The 20,807-nt window shown below is 62.7% G+C and carries 20 protein-coding genes; 4 read left to right on the forward strand and 16 right to left on the reverse strand.

Annotation, left to right across the window (positions count from 1 at the left end; genetic code table 11):
* Positions 1–14: 14 nt before the first annotated feature.
* Positions 15–254 carry a hypothetical protein gene (locus MON38_RS13065; protein ID WP_241936617.1) on the forward strand — a complete coding sequence of 80 codons (240 nt, stop codon included), beginning with the start codon at positions 15–17 and terminating at the stop codon, positions 252–254.
* 101 nt (positions 255–355) lie between these two features.
* On the opposite strand, the gene MON38_RS13070 is transcribed toward MON38_RS13065, so the two are convergent.
* From MON38_RS13070 to MON38_RS13085, 4 genes are all read right to left on the reverse strand, one after another.
* The gene (locus MON38_RS13070) at positions 356–1,477 is read right to left on the reverse strand and encodes a TonB family protein (protein WP_241936618.1); all 1,122 of its coding nucleotides are present in this window, start codon (positions 1,475–1,477) and stop codon (positions 356–358) included.
* Between the two features lie 48 nt (positions 1,478–1,525).
* Positions 1,526–1,738, reverse strand: a complete 213-nt coding sequence (locus MON38_RS13075; protein ID WP_241936619.1) for a hypothetical protein — start codon at positions 1,736–1,738, stop codon at positions 1,526–1,528.
* Positions 1,739–1,994: 256 nt separating this feature from the next.
* The gene (locus MON38_RS13080) at positions 1,995–4,442 is read right to left on the reverse strand and encodes a penicillin acylase family protein (RefSeq protein WP_241936620.1); all 2,448 of its coding nucleotides are present in this window, start codon (positions 4,440–4,442) and stop codon (positions 1,995–1,997) included.
* Between the two features lie 163 nt (positions 4,443–4,605).
* Positions 4,606–5,469, reverse strand: a complete 864-nt coding sequence (locus tag MON38_RS13085) for a septal ring lytic transglycosylase RlpA family protein (protein WP_241936621.1) — start codon at positions 5,467–5,469, stop codon at positions 4,606–4,608.
* A 345-nt stretch (positions 5,470–5,814) separates the two neighbouring features.
* Here MON38_RS13085 and MON38_RS13090 point away from each other — a divergent pair, with 345 nt between their 5' ends.
* On the forward strand, positions 5,815–6,738 hold the full coding sequence (locus MON38_RS13090) for a DUF72 domain-containing protein (protein WP_241936622.1): 924 nt from the start codon (positions 5,815–5,817) through the stop codon (positions 6,736–6,738).
* A gap of 66 nt (positions 6,739–6,804) precedes the next feature.
* Here the strand turns inward: MON38_RS13090 and MON38_RS13095 are convergent, their stop codons facing one another.
* From MON38_RS13095 to MON38_RS13150, 12 genes are all read right to left on the reverse strand, one after another.
* Positions 6,805–7,377 (reverse strand): arylesterase, encoded by a 573-nt coding sequence (locus tag MON38_RS13095; RefSeq protein ID WP_241936623.1) that lies wholly within the window; start codon positions 7,375–7,377, stop codon positions 6,805–6,807.
* A 192-nt stretch (positions 7,378–7,569) separates the two neighbouring features.
* The gene (locus MON38_RS13100; protein WP_241936624.1) at positions 7,570–7,872 is read right to left on the reverse strand and encodes a DUF4286 family protein; all 303 of its coding nucleotides are present in this window, start codon (positions 7,870–7,872) and stop codon (positions 7,570–7,572) included.
* Positions 7,873–8,026: 154 nt separating this feature from the next.
* On the reverse strand, positions 8,027–8,473 hold the full coding sequence (locus MON38_RS13105; protein WP_241936625.1) for a DUF6526 family protein: 447 nt from the start codon (positions 8,471–8,473) through the stop codon (positions 8,027–8,029).
* A 137-nt stretch (positions 8,474–8,610) separates the two neighbouring features.
* Complete coding sequence (locus MON38_RS13110) at positions 8,611–9,015, reverse strand: hypothetical protein (protein WP_241936626.1); 405 nt, start codon at positions 9,013–9,015, stop codon at positions 8,611–8,613.
* Positions 9,016–9,131: 116 nt separating this feature from the next.
* Positions 9,132–10,382, reverse strand: a complete 1,251-nt coding sequence (locus MON38_RS13115) for an MFS transporter (RefSeq protein WP_241936627.1) — start codon at positions 10,380–10,382, stop codon at positions 9,132–9,134.
* Positions 10,383–10,474: 92 nt separating this feature from the next.
* Positions 10,475–11,440, reverse strand: coding sequence for a cation diffusion facilitator family transporter (locus MON38_RS13120; protein WP_241936628.1), 966 nt, complete (start codon positions 11,438–11,440; stop codon positions 10,475–10,477).
* Positions 11,441–11,511: 71 nt separating this feature from the next.
* The gene (locus MON38_RS13125; protein WP_277881465.1) at positions 11,512–12,201 is read right to left on the reverse strand and encodes a ClpP family protease; all 690 of its coding nucleotides are present in this window, start codon (positions 12,199–12,201) and stop codon (positions 11,512–11,514) included.
* A gap of 175 nt (positions 12,202–12,376) precedes the next feature.
* Positions 12,377–12,631 (reverse strand): hypothetical protein, encoded by a 255-nt coding sequence (locus MON38_RS13130; RefSeq protein WP_241936629.1) that lies wholly within the window; start codon positions 12,629–12,631, stop codon positions 12,377–12,379.
* 3 nt (positions 12,632–12,634) lie between these two features.
* Positions 12,635–13,213: an RNA polymerase sigma factor gene (locus MON38_RS13135; protein ID WP_241936630.1), complete on the reverse strand. Its 579-nt coding sequence runs from the start codon at positions 13,211–13,213 to the stop codon at positions 12,635–12,637.
* A 118-nt stretch (positions 13,214–13,331) separates the two neighbouring features.
* Entirely contained in the window at positions 13,332–15,035 is a 1,704-nt protein-coding gene (locus tag MON38_RS13140; protein ID WP_241936631.1) for a flavin monoamine oxidase family protein, read from the reverse strand.
* A 170-nt stretch (positions 15,036–15,205) separates the two neighbouring features.
* A complete protein-coding gene (locus MON38_RS13145; protein WP_241936632.1) occupies positions 15,206–17,635 on the reverse strand; it encodes a TonB-dependent receptor in 2,430 nt (809 codons plus the stop codon).
* A 129-nt stretch (positions 17,636–17,764) separates the two neighbouring features.
* Positions 17,765–18,115, reverse strand: a complete 351-nt coding sequence (locus tag MON38_RS13150; RefSeq protein ID WP_241936633.1) for a hypothetical protein — start codon at positions 18,113–18,115, stop codon at positions 17,765–17,767.
* Between the two features lie 177 nt (positions 18,116–18,292).
* Between MON38_RS13150 and MON38_RS13155 the strand changes: the two genes are divergently transcribed.
* Together MON38_RS13155 and htpG are read left to right on the forward strand one after the other, a co-directional pair.
* Positions 18,293–18,778 (forward strand): hypothetical protein, encoded by a 486-nt coding sequence (locus MON38_RS13155; RefSeq protein WP_241936634.1) that lies wholly within the window; start codon positions 18,293–18,295, stop codon positions 18,776–18,778.
* Between the two features lie 123 nt (positions 18,779–18,901).
* A complete protein-coding gene (gene htpG / locus MON38_RS13160; RefSeq protein WP_241936635.1) occupies positions 18,902–20,731 on the forward strand; it encodes a molecular chaperone HtpG in 1,830 nt (609 codons plus the stop codon).
* The last annotated feature ends 76 nt before the right edge of the window (positions 20,732–20,807 follow it).

Below are 20,807 nucleotides of genomic sequence, written 5' to 3' on the forward strand. Positions count from 1 at the left end.
GCCATCCCAGCATCATGGAAGCTAAACTCGAACAAATCGAAAAAATTCTGCCCGAAGACCTGGCCCGCACTTTCGAGAGCGCCTACAACGTATTCCAGGGCAAAACCGAACACGTTGACGACCTGCTGAAGCACGGCGGCGTGCTGCTGCGCAAGGCATCCAACAAGTTCACGCCCACCCAGATGGTGATTGGCATTGCTGCGCTGGCGGCCGTGGCCGTGGTACTCATCAACCGCGCCAGCGACGACAACTAAGCTCCGGCTTTCAGTTTGCGGCCTGCGGCCGTAACCGCCCTAAAAAAGCAGTTTATCCGAACCCGGATAAGCTGCTTTTTTGTGCCCGATAAAGTTGGTTTCTAATGAATCTGGATGCTGACGGGCACCCGTAGGCGCACGGCTACGGCCTGCCCGCGCTGGCGGCCGGGCTCGAAGCGCGGCAGCCGCAGCACGGCATCGAGAATGGCTTCATCGGTGCTGGTGCCGAGGCTGTTGAGCAGCACGGGGCGCGTTACGCGGCCGTCGGGCTCCACCACAAAGCTTACCCGCGTGTCGCCGCTCACTACGTGCTCGGGGTAGTGAATCAGCTCCTGAATGGCCGTCTGAATGGCAGCCTCACCAACACTGCCGGGCAGGCCAGGCATTTGCTCAACCTGGCTGAAAACCTGGTTTTCGGGCACGGGCGGTGCCACGCCAGCTGCTGGCGGCCCGGGCCGGAACCAGATGTGTAATACCTGATATTGAGCCACAGGCTGGTCGTCGTAGCCCAGGGCCGGCTGCCAGCGTGGAAAGCTGCGCACGAGCCGCAGGGCTTCGTCGTCGCAGCTGGGGCAGAGAGAGTTGATGACTTCGGTGGCACCCACACGGCCATCGGGCTTCACCACGAGGCGCACCGATACGCGGCCCTGCAAGTCGCGCTGCTGCACCTCGGCCGGTACGGTTTTGTGCTGTAGCAGCCAGGCTTCGAGCGCCGCGTCGCCGCCGGGGAAACGCGCCGGCCGCGCTACCTCATTGGCCACAAACACGTGGCGCGGCGACAAAAACATGACCGGAATAGTGAGCAACGTAGCCACTGGCTGGCCCTGATAGAGGCCGGGCAGCAGGCGCGGCATGCGCCGCACCGCCGCCAGCGCGGCGGCATCGCAGGCGGGGCTGAGCGACTGCACTACGGTGGCCTTGCGCCCCACGCCGCTCACGCCCACCACTACGCGCACAAACACGCGGCCTTCCACGCGGCCCTCGCGCACCTCGGCGGGCAATTGCAACTGCTTCTGAATGGCTTTCACCAGGGCCACGTTGTCGCCGCCGTCGGGCAGGGTAGGCAATTGGTCGACGTAGCTGAACACCTGGCTGGTGTCGGTAGCATACTGGCCGTAGCGCTGGGCGGCGGCGGAGTGGGCAATGGCCAGCAGCAGGCCGCCCACGAACAGCCGCCGAAGCCAGCCGCCGTGGGGCCGAAAAGGAATAGAGCAGAAGTCCATGCCGCGAATTTACAGTCGGGCTGCACCTGTTGCCAGTGGTGGCAGCCGCTACGGAAAGGGCGGATTGATGGTGCCGTCGCCGCCCCGGGCGGCCGTACTGCCGTCCTCAAGGCCGGGGCGGGTGCGGGCGCTGCGCAGCTTGCTGGGGTCCTCGTCGATTTCCAGCTCCAGGTCGTCGGCGTCTTCTTCCTGCTGGTTTTCCGACTGCTCGCCCGGCCCCACGAGGCGGGGCGTGGGCGGAGTTGCGGCCGTGCCCAGCATGATTGTCCAGCCCGGGGGCAGACAACCGGAATTTGGTCGTCGCGCATCAGTAAGAGACGTTGCAGCTGGCCTGCGCCGGGCTGGCTGCGCGCCAGCTAACAGCCAGCTGGCCAAGCCAGTATCTGGAAACGGTAGTACGGGGAATGGCTTCATCTTATCAGAGAATTAAGAATAAATAATCTTCCACGAGTAGCCGTCGGGCAGAGAGGCTGCTTGAGACAGTGAATATATGAAAATATCTACAATATATTTATTTTCACTGCAATGTCCATGAAGCGCCAACCCGCGAATTCGTTTCCTGGGCCGAGCGCAGGAATACCAGCTCATCGAGCTTACCCACACGCCAGGTTTCAACCAGGTTGTTGTAAAACGGCGAGCCGGGGTTGCCGCTCTGGCCGCCGGGGTACACGCCGTACGCTTTCACCTGCGGGCCCAGCGCCACTACCATGCGCCAGCTCGGGCCGTTGCGCTCGGAAGTGGCGTTCACGATACCCGCACCGCCGCCACATTCAAGGTCCATTTCGCCGAAGCCGGGCAGCTGGAGCAGGTGCAGCACGTCGGTGCTTTTCTGGGCGGACCAGCGCCACTTGGGCGAAAGTGGGCCGAATTTGCGGGTGAGCGAGTCGGTGGCAAAGCGCAGGCTTTGCAGCGCCAGCTGCGGCAGCGTTTCGTGGCCGGGTGTGCGGCGGTCGTCCACCCAGGGCGAATTGGGCTCGCTCAGCAGCAGCGTGTTGGTGCGGTCGCGGCTAGGGTAGCGCAGGGCCGGGCCGGTGGCGGTGATGGGAAAGTCATCATCCCACAGCTTCTTGACCAACGTGTTGTACCAGAGGTTGAAAACGGTCGGACCCACGGCATCGGCAGTGTACTGGTAGGGCCAGCGGCGCAGCTCGGCCAGCACCTGGCCTTCGGCCGAAGTGGCGGCGGGCGGCGTGGCCCCGAGGGCTGGGTCGCTCACGAGGGCCAGCATTCGGGGCAGCATGAGTTGGGCGTTCAGGTCGAGCACATCATTCTGCAGCTGACGCAGGCTGTCGGGCGTCACCCGCGTCATAGCGGCCAGGCGCTGGTTGATGCGGTGGCCGCGCTCGTAGTTGGCGTAGTTCCAGTTGAGGTAGTACGGGTAGTCGGGGCCAGCCGAAAACTGGTTGGCCGAACTCACGAAGCCGCGGGCCGGGTTCTTCACGTGGGGGTTCTGGGCCGCCGGAATCCAGCCCTGCCAGTCGTAGGCCGGGTCGGTGCCGTCGAGGATGAACTTGCCCTGGTCGCGCCATTTCAGCGGGAAGCGGCCGTTGGGCCAGATGGCAATGTCCTTCTCGTTGTCGGCAAAAATGAAATTCTGAGCCGGCGAGCCGTAGGTGGCCAGCGCGGCGGTGTAGTCGCCGTAGGTGCGGGCGTGGTTCAGGCGCACGAACGTGCCTACTTCGTTCGCACCGTCGTGCGCCGTCCAGCGCATGGCATGGCCAATGGGCGTCTGGTTGATAAAGGGCTTCTCGTTCTTGTCGTACACTACCGGGCCGTGGTGGGTGTAGAGCACGGTGTCGAGCCGGTCGGGCTGCCCGCGCACCTTGATGTGCTCCACCACGCGGCGCACGGGTTTCCAGCGGCCGTCGTGCCAGTACTCGCGCTTGGTGTTGTCCTTGAATTTCAGCTGGTAGAAGTCGAGCACGTCGGCGGCCACGTTGGTCACGCCCCAAGCCACGTTCTCATTAAAGCCGATGATGACGGCCGGCGCGCCCGGAATCGTCACGCCGTACACGTTCAGGCCCGGCGCGTTCAGCTGCACCTGGTACCAGATGCTGGGCAGGTTGAGCTGCAGGTGCGGGTCGTTAGCCAGCAGCGGGTAGCCCGAGGCCGATTTCAGCCCGCTCACGGCGAAGTTATTCGAGCCTAGCTCGGCATCGGGCTCGTCGCGCAGTTGCTGCATGGCGTAGGCAGCCTCAAATGACTTGGGCACCGGAGGCGCGGCCAGGGGCTGGAAATCGAGTGGTGTGCCCACCGGCACAATCGGGTCTTCGCGCGTGGGGTAGTCCGGAAACAGGTCCTTCACCACGGCCGGGCCGTACTTGCGCAGAATATTGCTCATGCGCAGGTCGTCGGTGCGGCCGCTCAAATCCCAGGCCATGTACTTGAGCAGCAGGGCGCATTTCAGCGGCTGCCAGGGCTCGGGCCGGTAGTCGAGCAGCTTGTACTCGAAGGGCAATGTGGCGGGCGTGAGCTGACTGATGTAGGCATTCACCCCGGCCGAGTAAGCCTCCAGCACGGTGCGGGTGGCGGGGTCGGCCATCATGGCCTTCAGCGAATTGGCCGCGCCGAAGGGCAGGCCCATGCGCCGGAAAAACCGGTCGGTTTCGAGCCGGGCCGGGCCCACAATCTCACTCAGCCGACCGGCGGCCACGTGGGTCTGAAACTCCATCTGCCAGAGGCGGTCGCGGGCCGTGAGGTAGCCCTGGGCGAAGTAGAGGTCAGCATCGTTCTGGGCAAATACGTGCGGCACACGGTGGTCGTCGTAGCGCACCGTCACGGGCTGGCGCAGGCCGGGCAGGGCCAGCGTCTGGCGGTCTGGGAAGTCGCCGGGCCGCTCGCCGTTTTGCCAGAAGCCGCGGTAGGGGCTCAAGAGCTTGCCAAACGGCGGCAGGTCGCCGTGCTTGGTGTTGAGCATCCATACGAGCGTAATGCTCGCGGCCAGGGCCAGTAGGGCTTTCATCATTCTGGTTGTCAGTTGTTCGTTGTCAGTTGTTAGGCCCTCGGTAAAAGGAAAGGCCAATTAACGACAATGTCATCAATTGGCCTTTATAATAACCGTTTTAGAAGCTTAGCCAGGATATTAATCCTCACTGACAACCAACAACTACTAGCAAACAACTAAAAACTCACCGCAGCGCCACTTCGCGCACCAGCCCGCCGATGCCCCACAGCAGTAGCTGCTGGCGCACGGCTTCGGCCTCGGGGCGCTCGCCGAAGTTGCCCACGAGCACGCGGCTGCGCTGGCGACCATCCACCAAATCCTGGGCGATGGTAACGGCAATATCAGGCAGGTGCGATTTGATGCGGGCCTGCACGGCTTCGGCATTAGCGGCTTCTACAAACGAGCCGGCCTGGATGAGGAAGCCCGCGGGGCAATCCACCGATTCGGCCACGTCAATAACCTCGGCGGTGGTCACGGGGGCGGCGGCTAGCAGGGCGGCCTCGGTGCCGGCGGCGGCCGTCGTTACCTTATAAGTAGTGTAGGCAGCATCGGGGTTGGGGTCGGCGTCGTAGAGGGCGGCCAGGTTGGCGGGCGTGGTGGCCGGCCCGAGGGGCGTTTCGTCGGCTACTACTTCGGCCACCACGGTGGCGGCGCCGCAATCAACCACGCCGAGCGGACGGGCGGCGGCTTCCGACAAATCGAGAATGCGCTGGTGGCGGAACGGGCCGCGGTCGGAAACCCGTACGATGACGGACTTACCGTTTTTCACGTTCGTTACCCGCAGGCGGGTGCCGAAGGGCAGCGTTTTGTGGGCGCAGGTGTAAGCGTGGCGGTTGTAGCGCTCGCCGCTGCTCGTGCGCTTGCCCTGAAAATAACTGCCGTACCAGGAGGCCCGGCCGCGCAGCACGGTGGTGCTGTTGGCGGAGATAGTGGGTTCCGTTTTAGTGGTACGAGGGGCGCGGGCGAAGGCCGGCGAACCCACAAAACCCAGCAGCAAGAACAGGCAGCTGGTAAGGGCGGTTAAAACAGAGCGTCGAACTAAAATCATGCGAATTTGCAGATGGTGAGCAGGACAAACATAGGCCGCCCTACCAAGCAATGCTAAAAAACAGCCGCACGCTACTAAGCCAATTGGATTAAAAATTATCCTTTTCCCATAAAACTTGTATTTAATTAATCTAAGATGAGCTTGCAAAACCGGCCGTGAGGCGGCTCAAACTATATTTTGCTCAAGCCGCCTCCAACCCTTGCGCCGACGCTAAAATTAGATTATGCGACGGGTACAAAATTTCGGCATTAGTCCTAAAACTACCTTTGAAACCGGGTTGCAGAAGTCCGGATTTTTTCGTAAGCAATTGCTTTCCAGCCCTCGCCCCAACCCTACCTTTGCCCCATGGATTTTGGCCGCCTGCCCGACCTGCGCTACGTTGATTTCGGCCTGCCGCCCGACCACCCCGAAACTGCCCGCGTGCTGGCCCGCGCCCGGCCCACGCAGCCCGCGCCGGCTAAACTCTATGTGGGCTGCCCCATCTGGACCAATAAGGAATGGCTGGGCTCCTACTTCCCGCTCGGCATCAAGGAACCCGACTACCTGCGCTACTACGCCCAGCAGTTCAACAGCATCGAGCTGAACACCACCCACTACCGCATTCCAGACGCCACCACCGTGCGGCGCTGGCGCGAGGCCGTGGGGCCCGATTCAGGCTTTAAGTTCTGCCCCAAGCTGCCGCGTAGCATCAGCCACGAGCGGGAGCTGTTTCAGGCCGATGACCTTGTGGTAACCACGGCGCGGGCTTTCGATGGGCTGGGTGAGAACCTGGGCTGGGCCTTTTTGCAACTGCCGCCGCACTTCGGCCCCGAACACCTACCGCGCCTCGAGCGCTTCCTGCTCGACTTCCCCGAAACCGTGCCGCTGGCTGTGGAGCTGCGCCACCCGCGCTGGTTCGCCGACCGCGGGCTGGCCGATGCCGTTTTCGCCACCCTCGAAGCCCTCAACAAAACGCTGGTGATAACCGACGTGGCCGGCCGGCGCGACGTGTTGCCCATGCGCCTGACCACCCCCACGGCCTTCATCCGCTTCAACGGCCACGGCCTGCACAGCACCGACTACCAGCGGGCCGATGCCTGGGCCGAGCGCATTGCCGCCTGGGTAGCCCAGGGCGTGCACGAAGTCTACTTCTTCATTCATCAGAAGGACGTGCGGCACGCGCCCATCTTCACTCAATACTTGCTCGAGAAGCTGAAGGGCCTCACGGGCATTGCCGTGCCGCCGCCGCGCATTATTCCGCAGGCGGTGCAGGGGAGCTTGTTTGGGTAGTAGCGCGAACTTTTAGTCCGCGAGTAGTGTGGCGCGCCCGTTCAACTCGCGGACTAAAAGTCCGCGCTACAGCAGCGGCTCCAGCACCTGCCACACGTTATTGGCCAGAATCTGCTGGCCGGCGGCATTGGGGTGCACACCGTCGGGCAGGTTCAGCTCGCGGCGGCCCAATACTCCTTGTAATAGGAAGGGAATGAAGGGCAGCGAGTTTTTATCGGCCAGGGTGCGGAACAGGGCTTTGAACTCGGTGGCGTAGTGCGCCAGGCGGTGGCCGCCGAGCGGGCCAAGGTCGAAAGGAAACTCCAGGCCGGCCAGTACGATTTGCGCCTGCGGGTATTGGCGCTTCACGGCGTCGATGATAAACTGCAGGTTCTGGGTGGTTTCGCGGACGGGGATGCCGCGGATGCCGTCGTTGGCCCCGAGGGCCAGCACAAATACATCGACCGGATGGCGGGTGAGCACCGAGGCCAGGCGCTGGCGGCCGCCGGCGCTGGTTTCGCCGCTCACGCCGTAGTTGTAGGCTTTATACGGAAGCTGCTGCGCATCGAGGCGCTGCTGTAGGAGACTGGGGAAGCTTTGGGCGGCGGGCAGGCCGTGGCCGGCAGTGAGGCTGTCGCCGAAGAAGAGGAGGTTTTTCATGGAGTGCTGTTTCAACAGCAGGAAGGCCGTTTTCGTGCCGGGCGGCTGGGTTGAACAGGAATCAAAAGAGAACGTCATGCTGAGCTTGTCGAAGCATCTCTACTGTGATAGTAAATGGATTACTACTGCGGTAGAGATGCTTCGACAAGCTCAGCATGACGTGCTAGCGGGTGTTCCAGAGCAACAAGCGACTTACTCCACCACTTCCAGCAGTGTGCGGAACGAGACGTACTTGCCGGCGAAATGCTTTTCCATATCGGCCCGCAGCGCCGGGGCGCAGATGGTCTGGTATTCCTCCAACTGCTCCAAGCTGATACAGTAGTACTGCGCGGCGTAGGTGATGCCGCCTTCTTCCTCGTTCAGTAAGCGCAGGAGCTGGCTTTTGATGAAAAAGCCGGTGTCCATCACCTCCGGAATATGGGTGGAGCGCATGTATTCCAGCCATTCGTCGGCCACGGCGGGCTCGATGCTGGTGGTAACGTTGTAAAGAATCATAGTTGGATGGGTGAATTGTCGGATGGGTGGATTGTTGGGTGGGTGGATAAATTGGCTGGCGGAAGTTGGGTGGTTGTAGCAGCCGGAGACGGTTTAACCATCTATCCATTCACCCATTCACCTATCCAACAATTCACCCATCCACCAATCCTCATCAGACGCGCATCGTGTCGAACTGAAAGTCGGTGATACGGGCCTGAATGTCTTTGGGGCTAAGTTTTTGCTGCGCGGCGGCTTGGGCCAGGGCGGGTAGCTCGGCATCGCCGGCCAGGCGCAGGCTCAGAATCTGGGCCAGGCTGAGCTGCTGTTCGAGCGGAGCGAAGCGCTGGCCGCTTACCTCAAAGTAGCGCTGGCGCACTTCGAGCCGACAGATGCGGTCCTGCAGCTGCAGGGCGTAGTGCTGGCGCATCATGATAAGGGCCCCGAGGCCGATGACGGCCAGGGCGGCCACCGTGAACCAGAGCCGGGCCGTCTGGTCGTCGTCGCCGGCCACTTTAATGTAGCGCAGCACGGCGTAGCCGGCCATGAGCAGGGCCAGCGGCACCAGCACGAAGTGATGCCACGGGTAGTACATGGCGGTGTTTTTAGTTGGCGTGGCCATAATGAACAGAGGTTTGGTGGGCGAAAGTAGACGGCCGGGCCGAAAGCCGGGCCATAAAAAAACTCCGGCCGGGGCCGGAGCTTTTTAGTAGACGGAAAGCGGGCACGCTTGTTTCAGGGGCGCGGCGCTTGCCGTGGTTATTTCATTTCCTTGGCGCGCTTTTTCTCGGCGCGGGCCATGTCACGGGCGGCGCGTTCCTGCTTTTTGGCTTCTTTGGCGGCGTCGCGCTGCTGCTTCAGCTGGTCTTTCTGGGCGCTTTCCTGCTTGCGCTGCTCGCGGAGCTGGCGTTTCAGGTCGCTTTTGGCGTTGGCGGTTTCCTTAATTTGGTTGCGGCTGTCGCGCACGGCCTGGTCGCTGGCGTTGGTTTGCTGCTTCTGGGCGTCGTAAGTGGCTTTGGCATCGGTAGCGCGCTGGGCCTGCTGCTCGGGCGTGAGCACATTGGGCGCGATGGTGGGGTCGGGCGGGTTGGGGGGCGAAGTTTGAGCGTGCGCCGAAAAGGCCGAAACGGCGAGAAAGGCCAGCAGGCCGAGGAATTTTTTCATGGGGAAGGGCGCGGGTGGCCCGGTTAGGTGTGGGCCGTGTACGCCGGGCTTCCGCCAAGGTTTTCAGGAAGTTTCGTCCGAAAATAGTTGAGGCAATATAAGCGGCACCGTAGCAGCTATTCCTCCACGTAGTCCAGGTCTTTGTGGAAGCTCTCGGGCAAGGTGCTCACGGCCCAGAAAGCCACCAGCAGCGTGAGGCCGCCCAGCGCCGCCGCGCCCAGCAGCCGCCCGCCCAGGTGCGCTTCGGCCCAGCGAAAGGCCGGCACCAGCGCCACCACCGAGCCCCGGGCAAAGTTGGGCGCGGTAGTAGCCACCGTGGCCCGCAGGTTGGTGCCAAACTGTTCGGCTGCCACTGTTACAAACAACGCCCAGAAGCCCACCGAAATGCCGATAACAAAGCACGCGGCGTAAAAAACCGTTTGCGAAACGCCGTGCAGGCCGAACAAATACACGCCCACCATCAGGGCGCAGAAGGCGAGAAATAGCTGCAGCGCCCGGTTGCGCGAGCGCAGCACCTGGCTGAGGGCTCCGCTGGCGAAGTCGCCAAACACCAGCCCGAAGTAGCACCAGAACACGGCCAGGCCGGCATCGAGCGGCGCGGGGCCCGGCTGCACGCCCAGCGCCTCGCCAAACTCGGGGGCAAAGGTGATGAGAATGCCCACCACAAACCACAGCGGCACCCCAATCAGCAGGCAGCGCAGGTAGCGCCCCAGCCGGGCGGGGTTGGTGAACAGGCTCAGGAAATTGCCCCGGCTGACGTGCGTGGCCGCCTGCGCCTTCTGAAACATGCCCGACTCGAACACGCTCACGCGCAGCAAGAGCAGTGCCAGGCCCAGGCCGCCGCCCACGAAATAGGCGTTGCGCCAGCCCCAGGCGTGGCCCACCCAGTAGCCCAGCAGGGCCCCGCTCACGCCCACGGTGGCTACTATCATGGTGCCGTAGCCGCGCTTTTCCTGCGGCAGGCTTTCGCTGACGAGGGTGATGCCGGCGCCCAGCTCGCCGGCCAGCCCGATGCCGGCAATGAGCCGCAGCCAGGCGTACTGGTCAAGTGTCTGCACGAAGCCGTTGGCGAGGTTGGCCAGCGAATACAGCAGGATGGAGCCGAACAGCACCGACAGCCGCCCCTTCTTATCGCCCAGAATGCCCCACAGAATGCCGCCGAGCAACATGCCACCCATCTGCATCGAAATCAGGTATTCGCCCTGGGTTTTGAGGGCTTCCTTGCTGACCACGCCCAGCTCTTTGAGACTGGCCACGCGCACGATGCTGAAGAGAATCAGGTCGTAGATATCGACGAAGTAACCCAGCGCGGCCACGATGACGGCAGCGGTGAGGACGGTGTTTTTAGTAGGGTGGGACGCTTGCATGCCCGAAATGTAGCGCGGACTTTGTCGTCCGCGTTTCCGCAGCGCTAAACTCGTTCGGGTTTCCGTCGGGGTCGCGGACTAGAAAATGCGCGCTACTGGTGGGCTACTTCGGCCACTTCGCAGTGGCTGTGGCAGCCGCCGGGTAGCTCGCCATCCTCCACCTGCACGGTGCTGTGGCGGATGTTGAACTGGGTTTCAAGGCCCTTGGTAAGGGTGCCGAGCCAGGCGGCATCGGCCCCGCCGGGGCGCACGAGGTGGGCCATGAGGGCGGCATCGTGGCCGGCGCTGCTCAGGCTCCAGATGTGCAGGTCGTGCACCGATTTGACCTGCGGCTGGGCCAGCAGGTAGGCGCGTACGGCCTCGGGGTCGATGCCGTCGGGCACGGCCTGCAGGCCCAGGCGCAGGCTGTCGCGCAACAAGCCCCACGAGCTGAAGGCGATGATGCCGAGGATGATGAAGCTGATAACCGGGTCGAGCCAGGCCCAGCCGGTGAGCAGCACCAGGCCGCCGCCGGCCACTACGCCCACGCTCACGAGCGCATCGGTCATCATATGTAAGTAGGCTCCGCGCACGTTCACGTCGGACTTTTGCCCACTGCGGAAGAGCAGGGCGGTGATGCCGTTTATCAAAATACCGATTCCGGCGAGTATCATCACCCAGCGGCCGTTCACGGGCTCGGGGTGGCGCAGGTGGTCGATGGTTTCCCACAGAATGAAGCCCAGCGCAGCGTAGAGCAGGGCCGTGTTCAGCAGCGCGGCCTGAATGGTGGCCCCGCGGTAGCCGAAGGTGTAGCGCTGCGTGGCCGGGCGGCCCGCCAGCCAGGCGGCGCCCCAGGCCAGGGCCAGGCTCAGCACGTCGCTCAGGTTGTGGCCGGCATCGGAGAGCAGGGCGCTGGAATTGGCCCAGAATCCGCCAATGGCTTCGGCTATCACGAACACCAGATTCAGGCCAATGCCAATGGCAAAGGCGGCGCTGAACCCGCCGCCGGCCGGCGGGGCGGCGTGCTGGTGGCCGGCGTGCGAGTGGCCGGGGGCCGAGTGGTCGTGGTCGTGAGGCATAGGAGCGGAAAAAACCGTGGGGGCTGCGCTCTAAACGCAGCGCCGCGGCTTTAGATGCAGCGCGGCTACGGCTAGCGGGTCAGCACCTCGTCAATCAGGCCGTAGGTCTGGGCTTCATCGGCGCGCAGCCAGTAGTCGCGGTCCGAGTCGGCGTGGATTTGCTCGTAGGTTTTGCCGGTGCGCTCGGCGTAGATGCCGTAGAGCTCCTCGCGAATTTTAATGACCTCGCGGGCGGTGATTTCGATGTCGGCCGACGGCCCCTGCACGCCGCCCGAGGGCTGGTGAATCATGATGCGGGCGTGGGGCAGGGCCGAACGTTTACCAATGGCGCCGCCGCATAGCAGAAACGCCCCCATACTGGCCGCCAGCCCGGTGCAGATGGTGGCCACGTCGGGCCGCACGTACTGCATGGTATCGAACATCCCAAACCCGGCATATACCGAGCCGCCCGGCGAGTTGATGTAGAGCAGAATGTCCTTGCGCGCATCAACTGATTCCAGAAACAGCAGCTGGGCGTTGATGATGTTGGCAATGTTGTCGTCGACGGCCTGCCCGAGAAAGATAATGCGGTCCATCATCAGACGCGAAAACACGTCGATTTCGCGGAAATTCTGCGGCCGCTCCTCGATAACTGAGCGGGTCATGTTGGTGATGAAGGGCCGGGCCAAGCCTTCGGCGTGGCGGGTGTAGTGGTCCACGGTCAGGCCGTTGAGGCCCCGGCCGTGCACGGCAAATTTGCGGAATTCGCTTTGGTTGAGCATGAGGTTGTTGGTTTGGAAAAGGGCAAGGCGGGGCCAGCCTTGCCGGAAAGCATGGGGATGGAAGCCCGGGGAGGGTAGGGGTGTAGAGACGCGACCCATCGCGTCTCCGGCAGCGGCACCGTTTGGGAATTTTGCAGCGAAATCGTTCAACGCCGAGACGCGAAGGGTCGCGTCTCTACATCGGCCAGAGGCGGCGCAGCCAGGCCCAGCGCCCGCCATAGAGCCGCGCATGAATCTGGCGCAGTTCCTGCCGCAGCTGCTGGCGGCCGGCGGCGCGCAGGCCGTGGTAGAGCTGCTGCTGGGCGGCGGCATCAGCGGCCAGCTCGCCGTCGAATAGCTGGCGCAGTTGCCACTCCCCAGCCGGCAGGGCGGCGGGGCCGTTCAGGAGCTGCTGCTCAATCAGGTGCAGGCGTTCGAGTTCGGGGCGCATGGCTTAGTATTCGATGGTTTCGGTGCAAAAGGCAGCGCGTACCGATGCGCGCAGCCGCTCCAGACACTTGAATTTCTGCACCGTAGCCGAGCGCACCGAGCGGTAGCCGTTGGCTTCGGCAATCTGGGTGAGGGGCTGCTGGAAGTAGTAGAAATTGAGGAGCATATCCCGGCATTTCACGCCCAGACGCTCCACATAGTCGCGCACGGCGAAGGCAGTTTCTTCGGCGGCTTCCGGTTCTTCGGCGGCTAAGGCGTCGGATTCATCCGGCAATGCTTCGTTGGGCAGGCGGGCGCGGCGGCGCAGCTCGTGCTGCCAGCGGTGGCGGGCAATGCTCACCAGGTAAGTGCTGGCCGAAGCCGTGAGCTCCAGCGTGCCAAGTACCGCCTGCTCATAAAACACCACCAGCGCATCCTGAAACACGTCCTGCGCATCCTGGGCCGAACCGCCCTGCCGCTGCACCAGCCGCCGCACCGCCGGAAAAGCCTGCCGGTATAGTTGCGTGAGGGCGCGCGCACGGTCGGCCAGCAGGGCCTGGCGGAGCGTGGTAGCGGGTGGCGCGGAGAGGAGGGAGGTCGTCATCGGAGCAAGCATGTACCAATTAATCCATTTTCGGCGCAACTATCACCCCCTGCCAGTAAAAAAAAGTCGGCCGCACCCCAAGCGGAATGCGGCCGACCAAGCGCAAACGTCATGCAGCCTAAACTGCCAAAACCTGCTCGCGGCGGCGCATAAAGCGGTGCAGCACGGCGGCTGTATTGCCGCGCAGGGCGGCCTGCACGCTGCCGGCGGCCATTCGGCCGGTTTCGGCGGCACCGTTCATGTATCCCTGATACCAGGCGCTGCAATGCTCGCCAGCGAAGAACATGTTGCCCACGGGCTTGATTTCGGCCCCGGCAATGGTGCTGTACTGGCCCACGCGGTAGCAGGCATAGCTGCCCAGCGTGTGCGGGTGCGTGGGCCAGTGGAAGCGCTCGACGGTGCCGTTGAAGGCGGCGCGGGTGCCGGGCCAGGCGGCCTCCAGCACGCGCAGGTGTTGGTCGGCCTGCGATTGGGGCGAGCCCGTGCCCATGGCCACGCCCACCTGGCCGCCCACAAACACGGTGTAGGTGCCCACGCTACCGGGCTGCAGCTGCGAGCCATCCCAGCCGCCCTGCGTCACGGTGTCGGAGAAAAAATAGCCCGTGTAGCCATTGGTGCGCCAGGGCCGGCCGTTGAAGCCGAGGAACAGCTTGGCGTTGGTGCCGTAGCCCAGGTTCTGGATGGCGTTGGTTTTCCAGGCAGGCAGCGGCAGGTTCAGGGCCACGGTGCGGAGCGTGGTGAAGGGCAGCGTGAGCACCACGTAATCGGCCGTTACCACGGTGCGGCTGCGGTCGGGCAGCTCAAAGGTGAGCTGGTACTCGCTGCCGGTCTGGCCCAGGGCCACCAGCTTGCGCTGCAAAGTAATCTGGCCCGGCAGCTGCGCGGCCAGCGCATCGGTGAGCTGCTGGTTGCCGCCTTTTATCTTGTACCGCTCGTCGCTGACGCCGAACATCGCCAGCGTGCCCTTGTTCACGTCGGCCTGAAACATCCACAGGAAGTTGATGGCCGTCTGGTCGTTGGCCTCGCGGCCGTACTCGGTGATGTATGCTTCTTCGAGCAGCGTGCGAATCCAGCCCGTCATGCCCAGCGTGTCGAAGTAGCCCGCAATCGAGAGCTGGTCGAAGCGCGCGGCACTGTTGCTGAGCTGGTCGTAGGTGATGTTATTGTTGGGCAGCGAGCGGCTGTCGGCCTGAATCTGGGCGGCGTAGGGCTGAAGCACCTGAATGACCTGCGCCACGGTATGGTGCTGCCCGCCAAAGAAAAAGGCGTCCTTGATGAGGGCCGTTTCGCTGGGCGCTTCTACGTCGTAGAGCGGCAGGCCAAACTCCTGCACCAGGTTCAGCATGTCGGCGTGGCCCGAGTCGATGAACTCGCCGCCCAGCTCAGTGGTCAGGCCCGGCCCCATCAGCCCGCGGGCCGTGAAGATGCGCCCGCCGGCCCGGTTGCTGGCCTCGTAAATGTCGGCCCGCACCCCGGCCTTCTTCAGCTGGTAAGCGCAGTTGAGGCCGGCCATGCCCGCGCCCACAATGGCCACGCGCGGCGAGGTGCCCTTGGCATCGGCAAAGCCGGTAGCACCAGGCTTGGTGGGCTCGATGGCTACAGTTTCGCAGGCGGCCAGCAGGCTGCCTGCGCCCACCAGCACGCCCAGCTTGGCGGTGGTGGCCAGGAAATCGCGCCGGTTCTGGCTGGTGGCCAGCTCAGCCAGCTCGTCGGCAGACGGCGCGCCCGGCTCGTTGGCCACCACGGCCAGCTGAAAGGCTTTTTGTAGGGAGCGCAGCAGGGTGGTGCGGGCTTTGGGTAAGTGCGTAAGCGGTTCAATCATCGTCGGACAGAAAAAAGAATAAGTTGGGAATTCCCACGAAAGAAAGCGCATTTTCCCGGCATAAAAAAACCGGCCCGCCGCTTCATGCAGAAGCAACGGGCCGGTACAGGGAAAAGCATCGCAACAGCACCTTCGGGAGCTTCAAAAGCTCCTAAATTCCTCCCCAAAAATTACTTAAAACTCAGTGGCACCACCAGCCGCACGCTCACGTTGCGGCCTTGGTTAAACACGCCGGTGCGGCCGTTGGCCACGTTGTAGTCGGCGTATTTCAAGCGGCTGAGGTGGCTCTGGTAGCCCACGTCGAACAGGTTGTTGGCCGTGAGGTAGAGCGAAAACAGCGTGCGCCCGGCGGCCGAAGCCACGTCAGTGCCCACGCCGGCGTTGATGAGCGTGTAGCCTGGCGTGGCCGTTTCGGTGCCGAACGCCGAGTAGAACCGGTACTGGGCAAAGGTGCGCTCCAACTGCACGCGGGCATAGGGGTTGGTGAGGTGCTTGCCCGAGCGGCGGAAGTTGGCCCGCAGCTCCGACTGCAGCCGGTCGCCGGGAATGAAGGGCAGGTACTGCTCGTCGGGCGCCACGTTCAGCTGGCGGGCGCGCACCATCGAAAACGAGTTTTCGAAGTGCAGCCAGTCGAGTGGGTGGGGGTGGAAGTCGAGGCTCACCTCGCCGCCGTAGAGGCGGGCCTGTCCCTGGTCGTACTTATAGGCCAGCGTGCCATCGCGCAGCGAGTCGGCCCCGCCGGCCGCCAGCAGGCGGCGCGTGAAAATGTAGTTACTGATGCTGTTGGTGAAGGCATCAACCCCGAAGCGCACGTGGTCGGTCACGTAGCTCACGCCCGCATCCACCTGCAGGCTGGTTTCAGCGGCCAGGTTGTCGTTGCCTATTTCGTAGCGAATGGTGCCCTCGTGCTGGCCGTTCGAGCCCAGCTCGGCAATATTCGGGGCGCGGAAGCCGCGCGAGAGGTTGGCCTTCACCGTCAGCTTCTCGTTCACGTTATAGGCTGCGCCGAGGCTGCCGCTGTAGTTGCGGAAGGTACTGCGGAAGCCCGGAAACTTCATCTCGGCCGTGGGGTCTTGGCTCGGCCGTTCGTCGCCGTCGAGCATAAGCTTATCAGCTGAAATCTGGCGCACATCGTACCGCAGCCCACCACTAACATCCAGCGAGCCAATATTTTTCTTAGCCACGCCGAACACGCCGGCTTCGTTGGTGCGATAGGCCGGAATCAGGAATTCGACGCCCAGGTTGCGGTTTTGCTGATGCAGGCCGCTGGTGCCCACGGTCAGGTTCCAGCCGTTGCGCTCGGGCAGGAAGTAGCGCAGCGAGTAGTCCACGGTGCGCAGCTGGAAGTAAAGCGAGGTTTCGGCGGGGTCGAGCACGTTGCCATACTCGCGGCGCAGGTTCTGCTGGTAGCTCACCTGCAGGCCCAGCCGGCCGCCATTCGAGCCCAGAATAAAGCTGTTATCGGTGCCCAGGCGCAGATGGTTAATCTGTTGCTGGGGCACGGCCAAGCCGTAACCGCGCAGGTCGCCGTCGGTCACGGGCACGCTCAACGTTGAGTCGCCGCTCGGCACGTCCTTCAGGAAGCGGCCGGTTTGCGGGTCGCGCGCGCCTTCCGTCAGTCCCAGGCGCTGGTTGAAGCTGCTGAAGGTGAGGTGCGAGTAGCCCCAGCTCTTGTTCAGGCCCACGTAGCCGTTGGCATCCCACTCGTTGAAACCCGAGTTATACACCCGGCCATCGTAGCGGTTCTGGTAGTTGCCGGCCACTTTGCGCGTGCCCCGCGCCAGCCAGTTGAAGCCGTTCAGGTTGCCTGCATTCTCAAAGGAATAGGCTTGCAGATGGTTATTGGTTTGATAGTTAGCCGTAGCCGTGCCCTTGATGCGCCCCTCCGCAATGGGGTCGGGGGCCACGAAGTTGATGACGCCCGCCATCGCATCGGAGCCGTATAGCAGCGAGCCCGGGCCTTTAATAATCTCCGCCCGGTCCACGCTGAATTCGTCGATTTCGATGCCGTGCTCGTCGCCCCACTGCTGGCCTTCCTGCCGGGCCCCGTTATTCAGGGTGATGACGCGGTTGTAGCCCAGCCCGCGCACCACCGGCTTGCTGATGGCCGCGCCGGTCGTAATCTGGGCCACGCCGGGCGTGTGGGCAATGGCATCCACTAGGTTCGAGCCCGAGGTCTGGTTCAGCCGCGTGCGGTCGACCACGGCCGTGGGCACCGGCGAGCGCCGTAGCTGCGTGGCCTGCGACACACCCGTGACCACCACCTGCCCAATCTCAGTGGCTGCCACCGTCAGCTTAAACTCCAGCGGTTGGCCGTTGCCCGTGTCCACGGTCTGCGTCACGGTGTTATAGCCCAGCGAGCGCACCTGTACTGTGAAGCGCCCGCGCGGCAAACTGGCGAAGCTAAACGCTCCATCGGGCCCGGTCGCGGTGCCCTGCTTCAAATCATCAAACAACACGGTCGAGCCTGGCAAGGCTTCGCCAGTAGCCGCATCCACCACGCGGCCGGTAAGTGCCGGAGCCGCCGCCCGGCTCCGCGGGGTCGGGGCCACATTCTGCGCAAAAAGCACCGCCGGCCCGATAGCCAGCGCGGCGCTCATAAAAAAACGATAAAAGCCTGAAAACATGAGGATATGCCAAAAACAGCCCGGCCCGCCAGCCAGCTGCATGAAGCCTGGCCGCGGGTGAGGCGGAGTATTACCAAAAAGGAAAAAGGAATGCGCCGATGCTTAGGCGTGGGCGGGCGGCCCCCGCAGCGAGCGCGCAAACAGCGCCTCGCCAGCGGCCGGCCGCACCGGCGGCAGGGCAGTCGCCACTGCGTAGCGCGGGGCTACCGGCGGGCACGGCATCGGCACGGGCACTGCGGCCTGGTAAGCCACGTCGTAGAACTGCTCGACCGGGCAGTGCTGGTGAGCTTTGCTAACCAATGCTTTCCCCTTGTGCCGGAAGGCCGGAGTCTGCGCCGGTTCCTCGGTGGTGTGCTCGTGGCGGTGCAACGCCAGTACCCATGCCTCCGGCAGCAGCGTGCGCACGAGGCACAGCAGCAGCAGCCAGGCTAAGAGGAAACGGAGTGTTTGCACAATGCAAAGATGCAGCTAAAAGTGTGCTTGCACAAAAGGAAGTCAAAGCGCGACCATCTTCATCTGAGCGAACTAAAAAAATAACTTTTACGAGGAAATGGTCATCCGAAAAAACCGAATTTCTCGTTTGGCCATTGTATCTTTCGCACCAAGTGGCTGGTTTGCCTGTGAATTCTTGTGATAATTACCTCAATTCCTGATTTTTCCCTACAGTACGACGAGGAATTGAGCTTGTTGCGCGTAGAGTGGGCGGCGGGCGACGACACCCGCAACCTGCGCGCCAGCGCCACGCAGCTGCTGTGCCTCGACCGCGAGCTGGGCATGCACAACCTGCTGCTCAACATGAACACCTTCCCCGACATTTCGGTGTATGACCAGGTGTGGCTGGGGGCCAACTGGATGCCCGGCATCGTGAAGCTGCCCCTGCAGCGCGTGGTGCTCATCAACAACCGCCACCGCGTGCACAACCAGCTGGCCATCGAGTCGATGCTGGCGCTGGTGCGGCCGTTTATCAAGTTCGACATTCAGTTTTTCCCGAATGCGGCTTCGGGCATGCGCTGGCTCAGCGACTTCTCGCCCCGCCTGCCCGAGGTAATGGCCGAGTGGGACGCCGTGCACGCCCCCGAAGACCTCACGCCCCGGCACCAGTCCGAGCCGCTGTAACTCCCCGCTGTCAACTTGACAGCCAATTACCCCTTGGAACGTCCTTTGAAAGCCAGGCAAGCCGTGGCCGGTGCCCCTGCGCCCGGCCATTCCGTCTGTATTCAACCGTTTCCAACTTATACCATGCAAGAAACCGGCTCCATCTCCATCCACACCGAGAACATCTTCCCGATTATCAAGAAGTTCTTGTATTCCGACCACGAAATCTTCCTGCGGGAGTTGGTTTCGAACGCCGTCGATGCTACCCAGAAGCTGAAAAGCCTGGCCCAGCTGGGCGAGTACCAGGGCGACCTGGGCGAACTGAAAGTGCGCGTGACCGTGGACAAGGAAGCCCGCAAAATCACGATTTCCGACCACGGCCTGGGCATGACGGCCGAAGAAATCAAGAAGTACATCAACCAGATTGCCTTCAGCGGCGCCACCGAGTTTGTGGAGCAATACAAGGAGAAGGACGCCAACGCTAAAGACCAGATTATCGGTCAGTTCGGCTTAGGCTTCTACTCCGCCTTCATGGTGGCGAAGGAAGTCGAAATCTGGTCGAAGTCGTACAAAGACGACACCCTGACGGCGCACTGGATTTGCGACGGTAGCACGCAATTCACCCTCGACGAGCCCACCGGCGAGCACGCCAAGGCCGAGCGCGGCACCGACGTGGTGCTGCACGTGGCCGAAGATTCCGACGAGTTTCTGGAGGAAGCCCGGCTGCGCACCATCCTCACTAAGTACTGCAAGTTCCTGCCCATTCCGATTGAGTTTGAAGGCGAGGTTATCAACCAGACCACGCCCATCTGGACCAAGCAGCCGAGCGAACTGACCGACGAGGACTACAAGAAATTCTACCAGGAGCTGTACCCCATGAGCATGGACGAGCCCCTGTTCTGGATTCACCTGAACGTGGACTATCCGTTCAACCTGACGGGTATTCTGTACTTCCCGAAAGTGAAGGATGAGCTGCAGTTCTCGCGCAACAAGATTCAACTCTACTCGCGTCAGGTGTTCATCACCGACGAGGTGAAGGACGTGGTACCTGAGTTCCTGATGTTGCTGCACGGCGTCATCGACTCGCCGGACATTCCGCTGAACGTGTCGCGCAGCTTCCTGCAGGCCGACGCCGCAGTGCGCAAAATCAACACCTACATCACCAAAAAAGTCGCCGATAAGCTGAGCAGCCTGTTCAAGCAGGACCGCGCCGGCTACGAGGAGAAATGGGGCGACATCGGCATGTTTGTGAAGTACGGCATGCTGAGCGACGAGAAGTTCTACGAGAAGGCCAAAGACTTCGTGCTGCTGAAAAATGTGGACGGCAAGCTGTTCACCCTCAACGAGTACACGGAACATATCCAGGCCAACCAGCAGGACAAGAACGGCAACACCGTGGTGCTTTACACCAACGACGCCGAGCACCAGCACAGCTTCGTGGCGGCCGCCCAGGAGCGGGGCTACGACGTGCTGAACTTCGACCAGGTGCTCGACCCGCACTTCGTGGGCCAGCTGGAGCAGAAGCTGGAAAAAACCAGCTTCAAGCGCGTAGATGCCGACACGGTGAGCAAGCTCATTGAGAAGGACGATGCCACCGAAAGCGTATTGACCGAGGACGACACCAAGAAGCTGGAGGAAACCTTCACCACGGCAATTGCCAACCCGGCCATGCACGTGAAAGTGGCCGCCCTCTCGCCCCAGGATGCCCCGGTGGTCATCACCCAAAACGAGTTTATGCGCCGCATGAAGGACATGCAGCGCACCGGCGGCGGAGGCGGCATGCAGATGTTCGGCGCCTTCCCCGAGTCGTACGACGTGACCGTGAACGCCAACCACCCGCTGGTAACCAAAGTGCTGGCCGACGGCGGCGATAAGCTCGCCAAGCAAGCCTTCGACCTCGCATTGCTGGCCCAGGGCCTGCTGAAAGGCGAGGCCCTCACGGCCTTCGTGAAGCGCAGCACCGAGCTGCTGTAATTGTAGGCAGACGTCTGAAAACCAGAACGTCATGCTGAGCTTGTCGAAGCATCTCTACCGAGGGAGTAAATAATTA

It is taken from the genome of Hymenobacter cyanobacteriorum, from assembly GCF_022631375.1.
GTDB lineage: Bacteria > Bacteroidota > Bacteroidia > Cytophagales > Hymenobacteraceae > Hymenobacter > Hymenobacter cyanobacteriorum.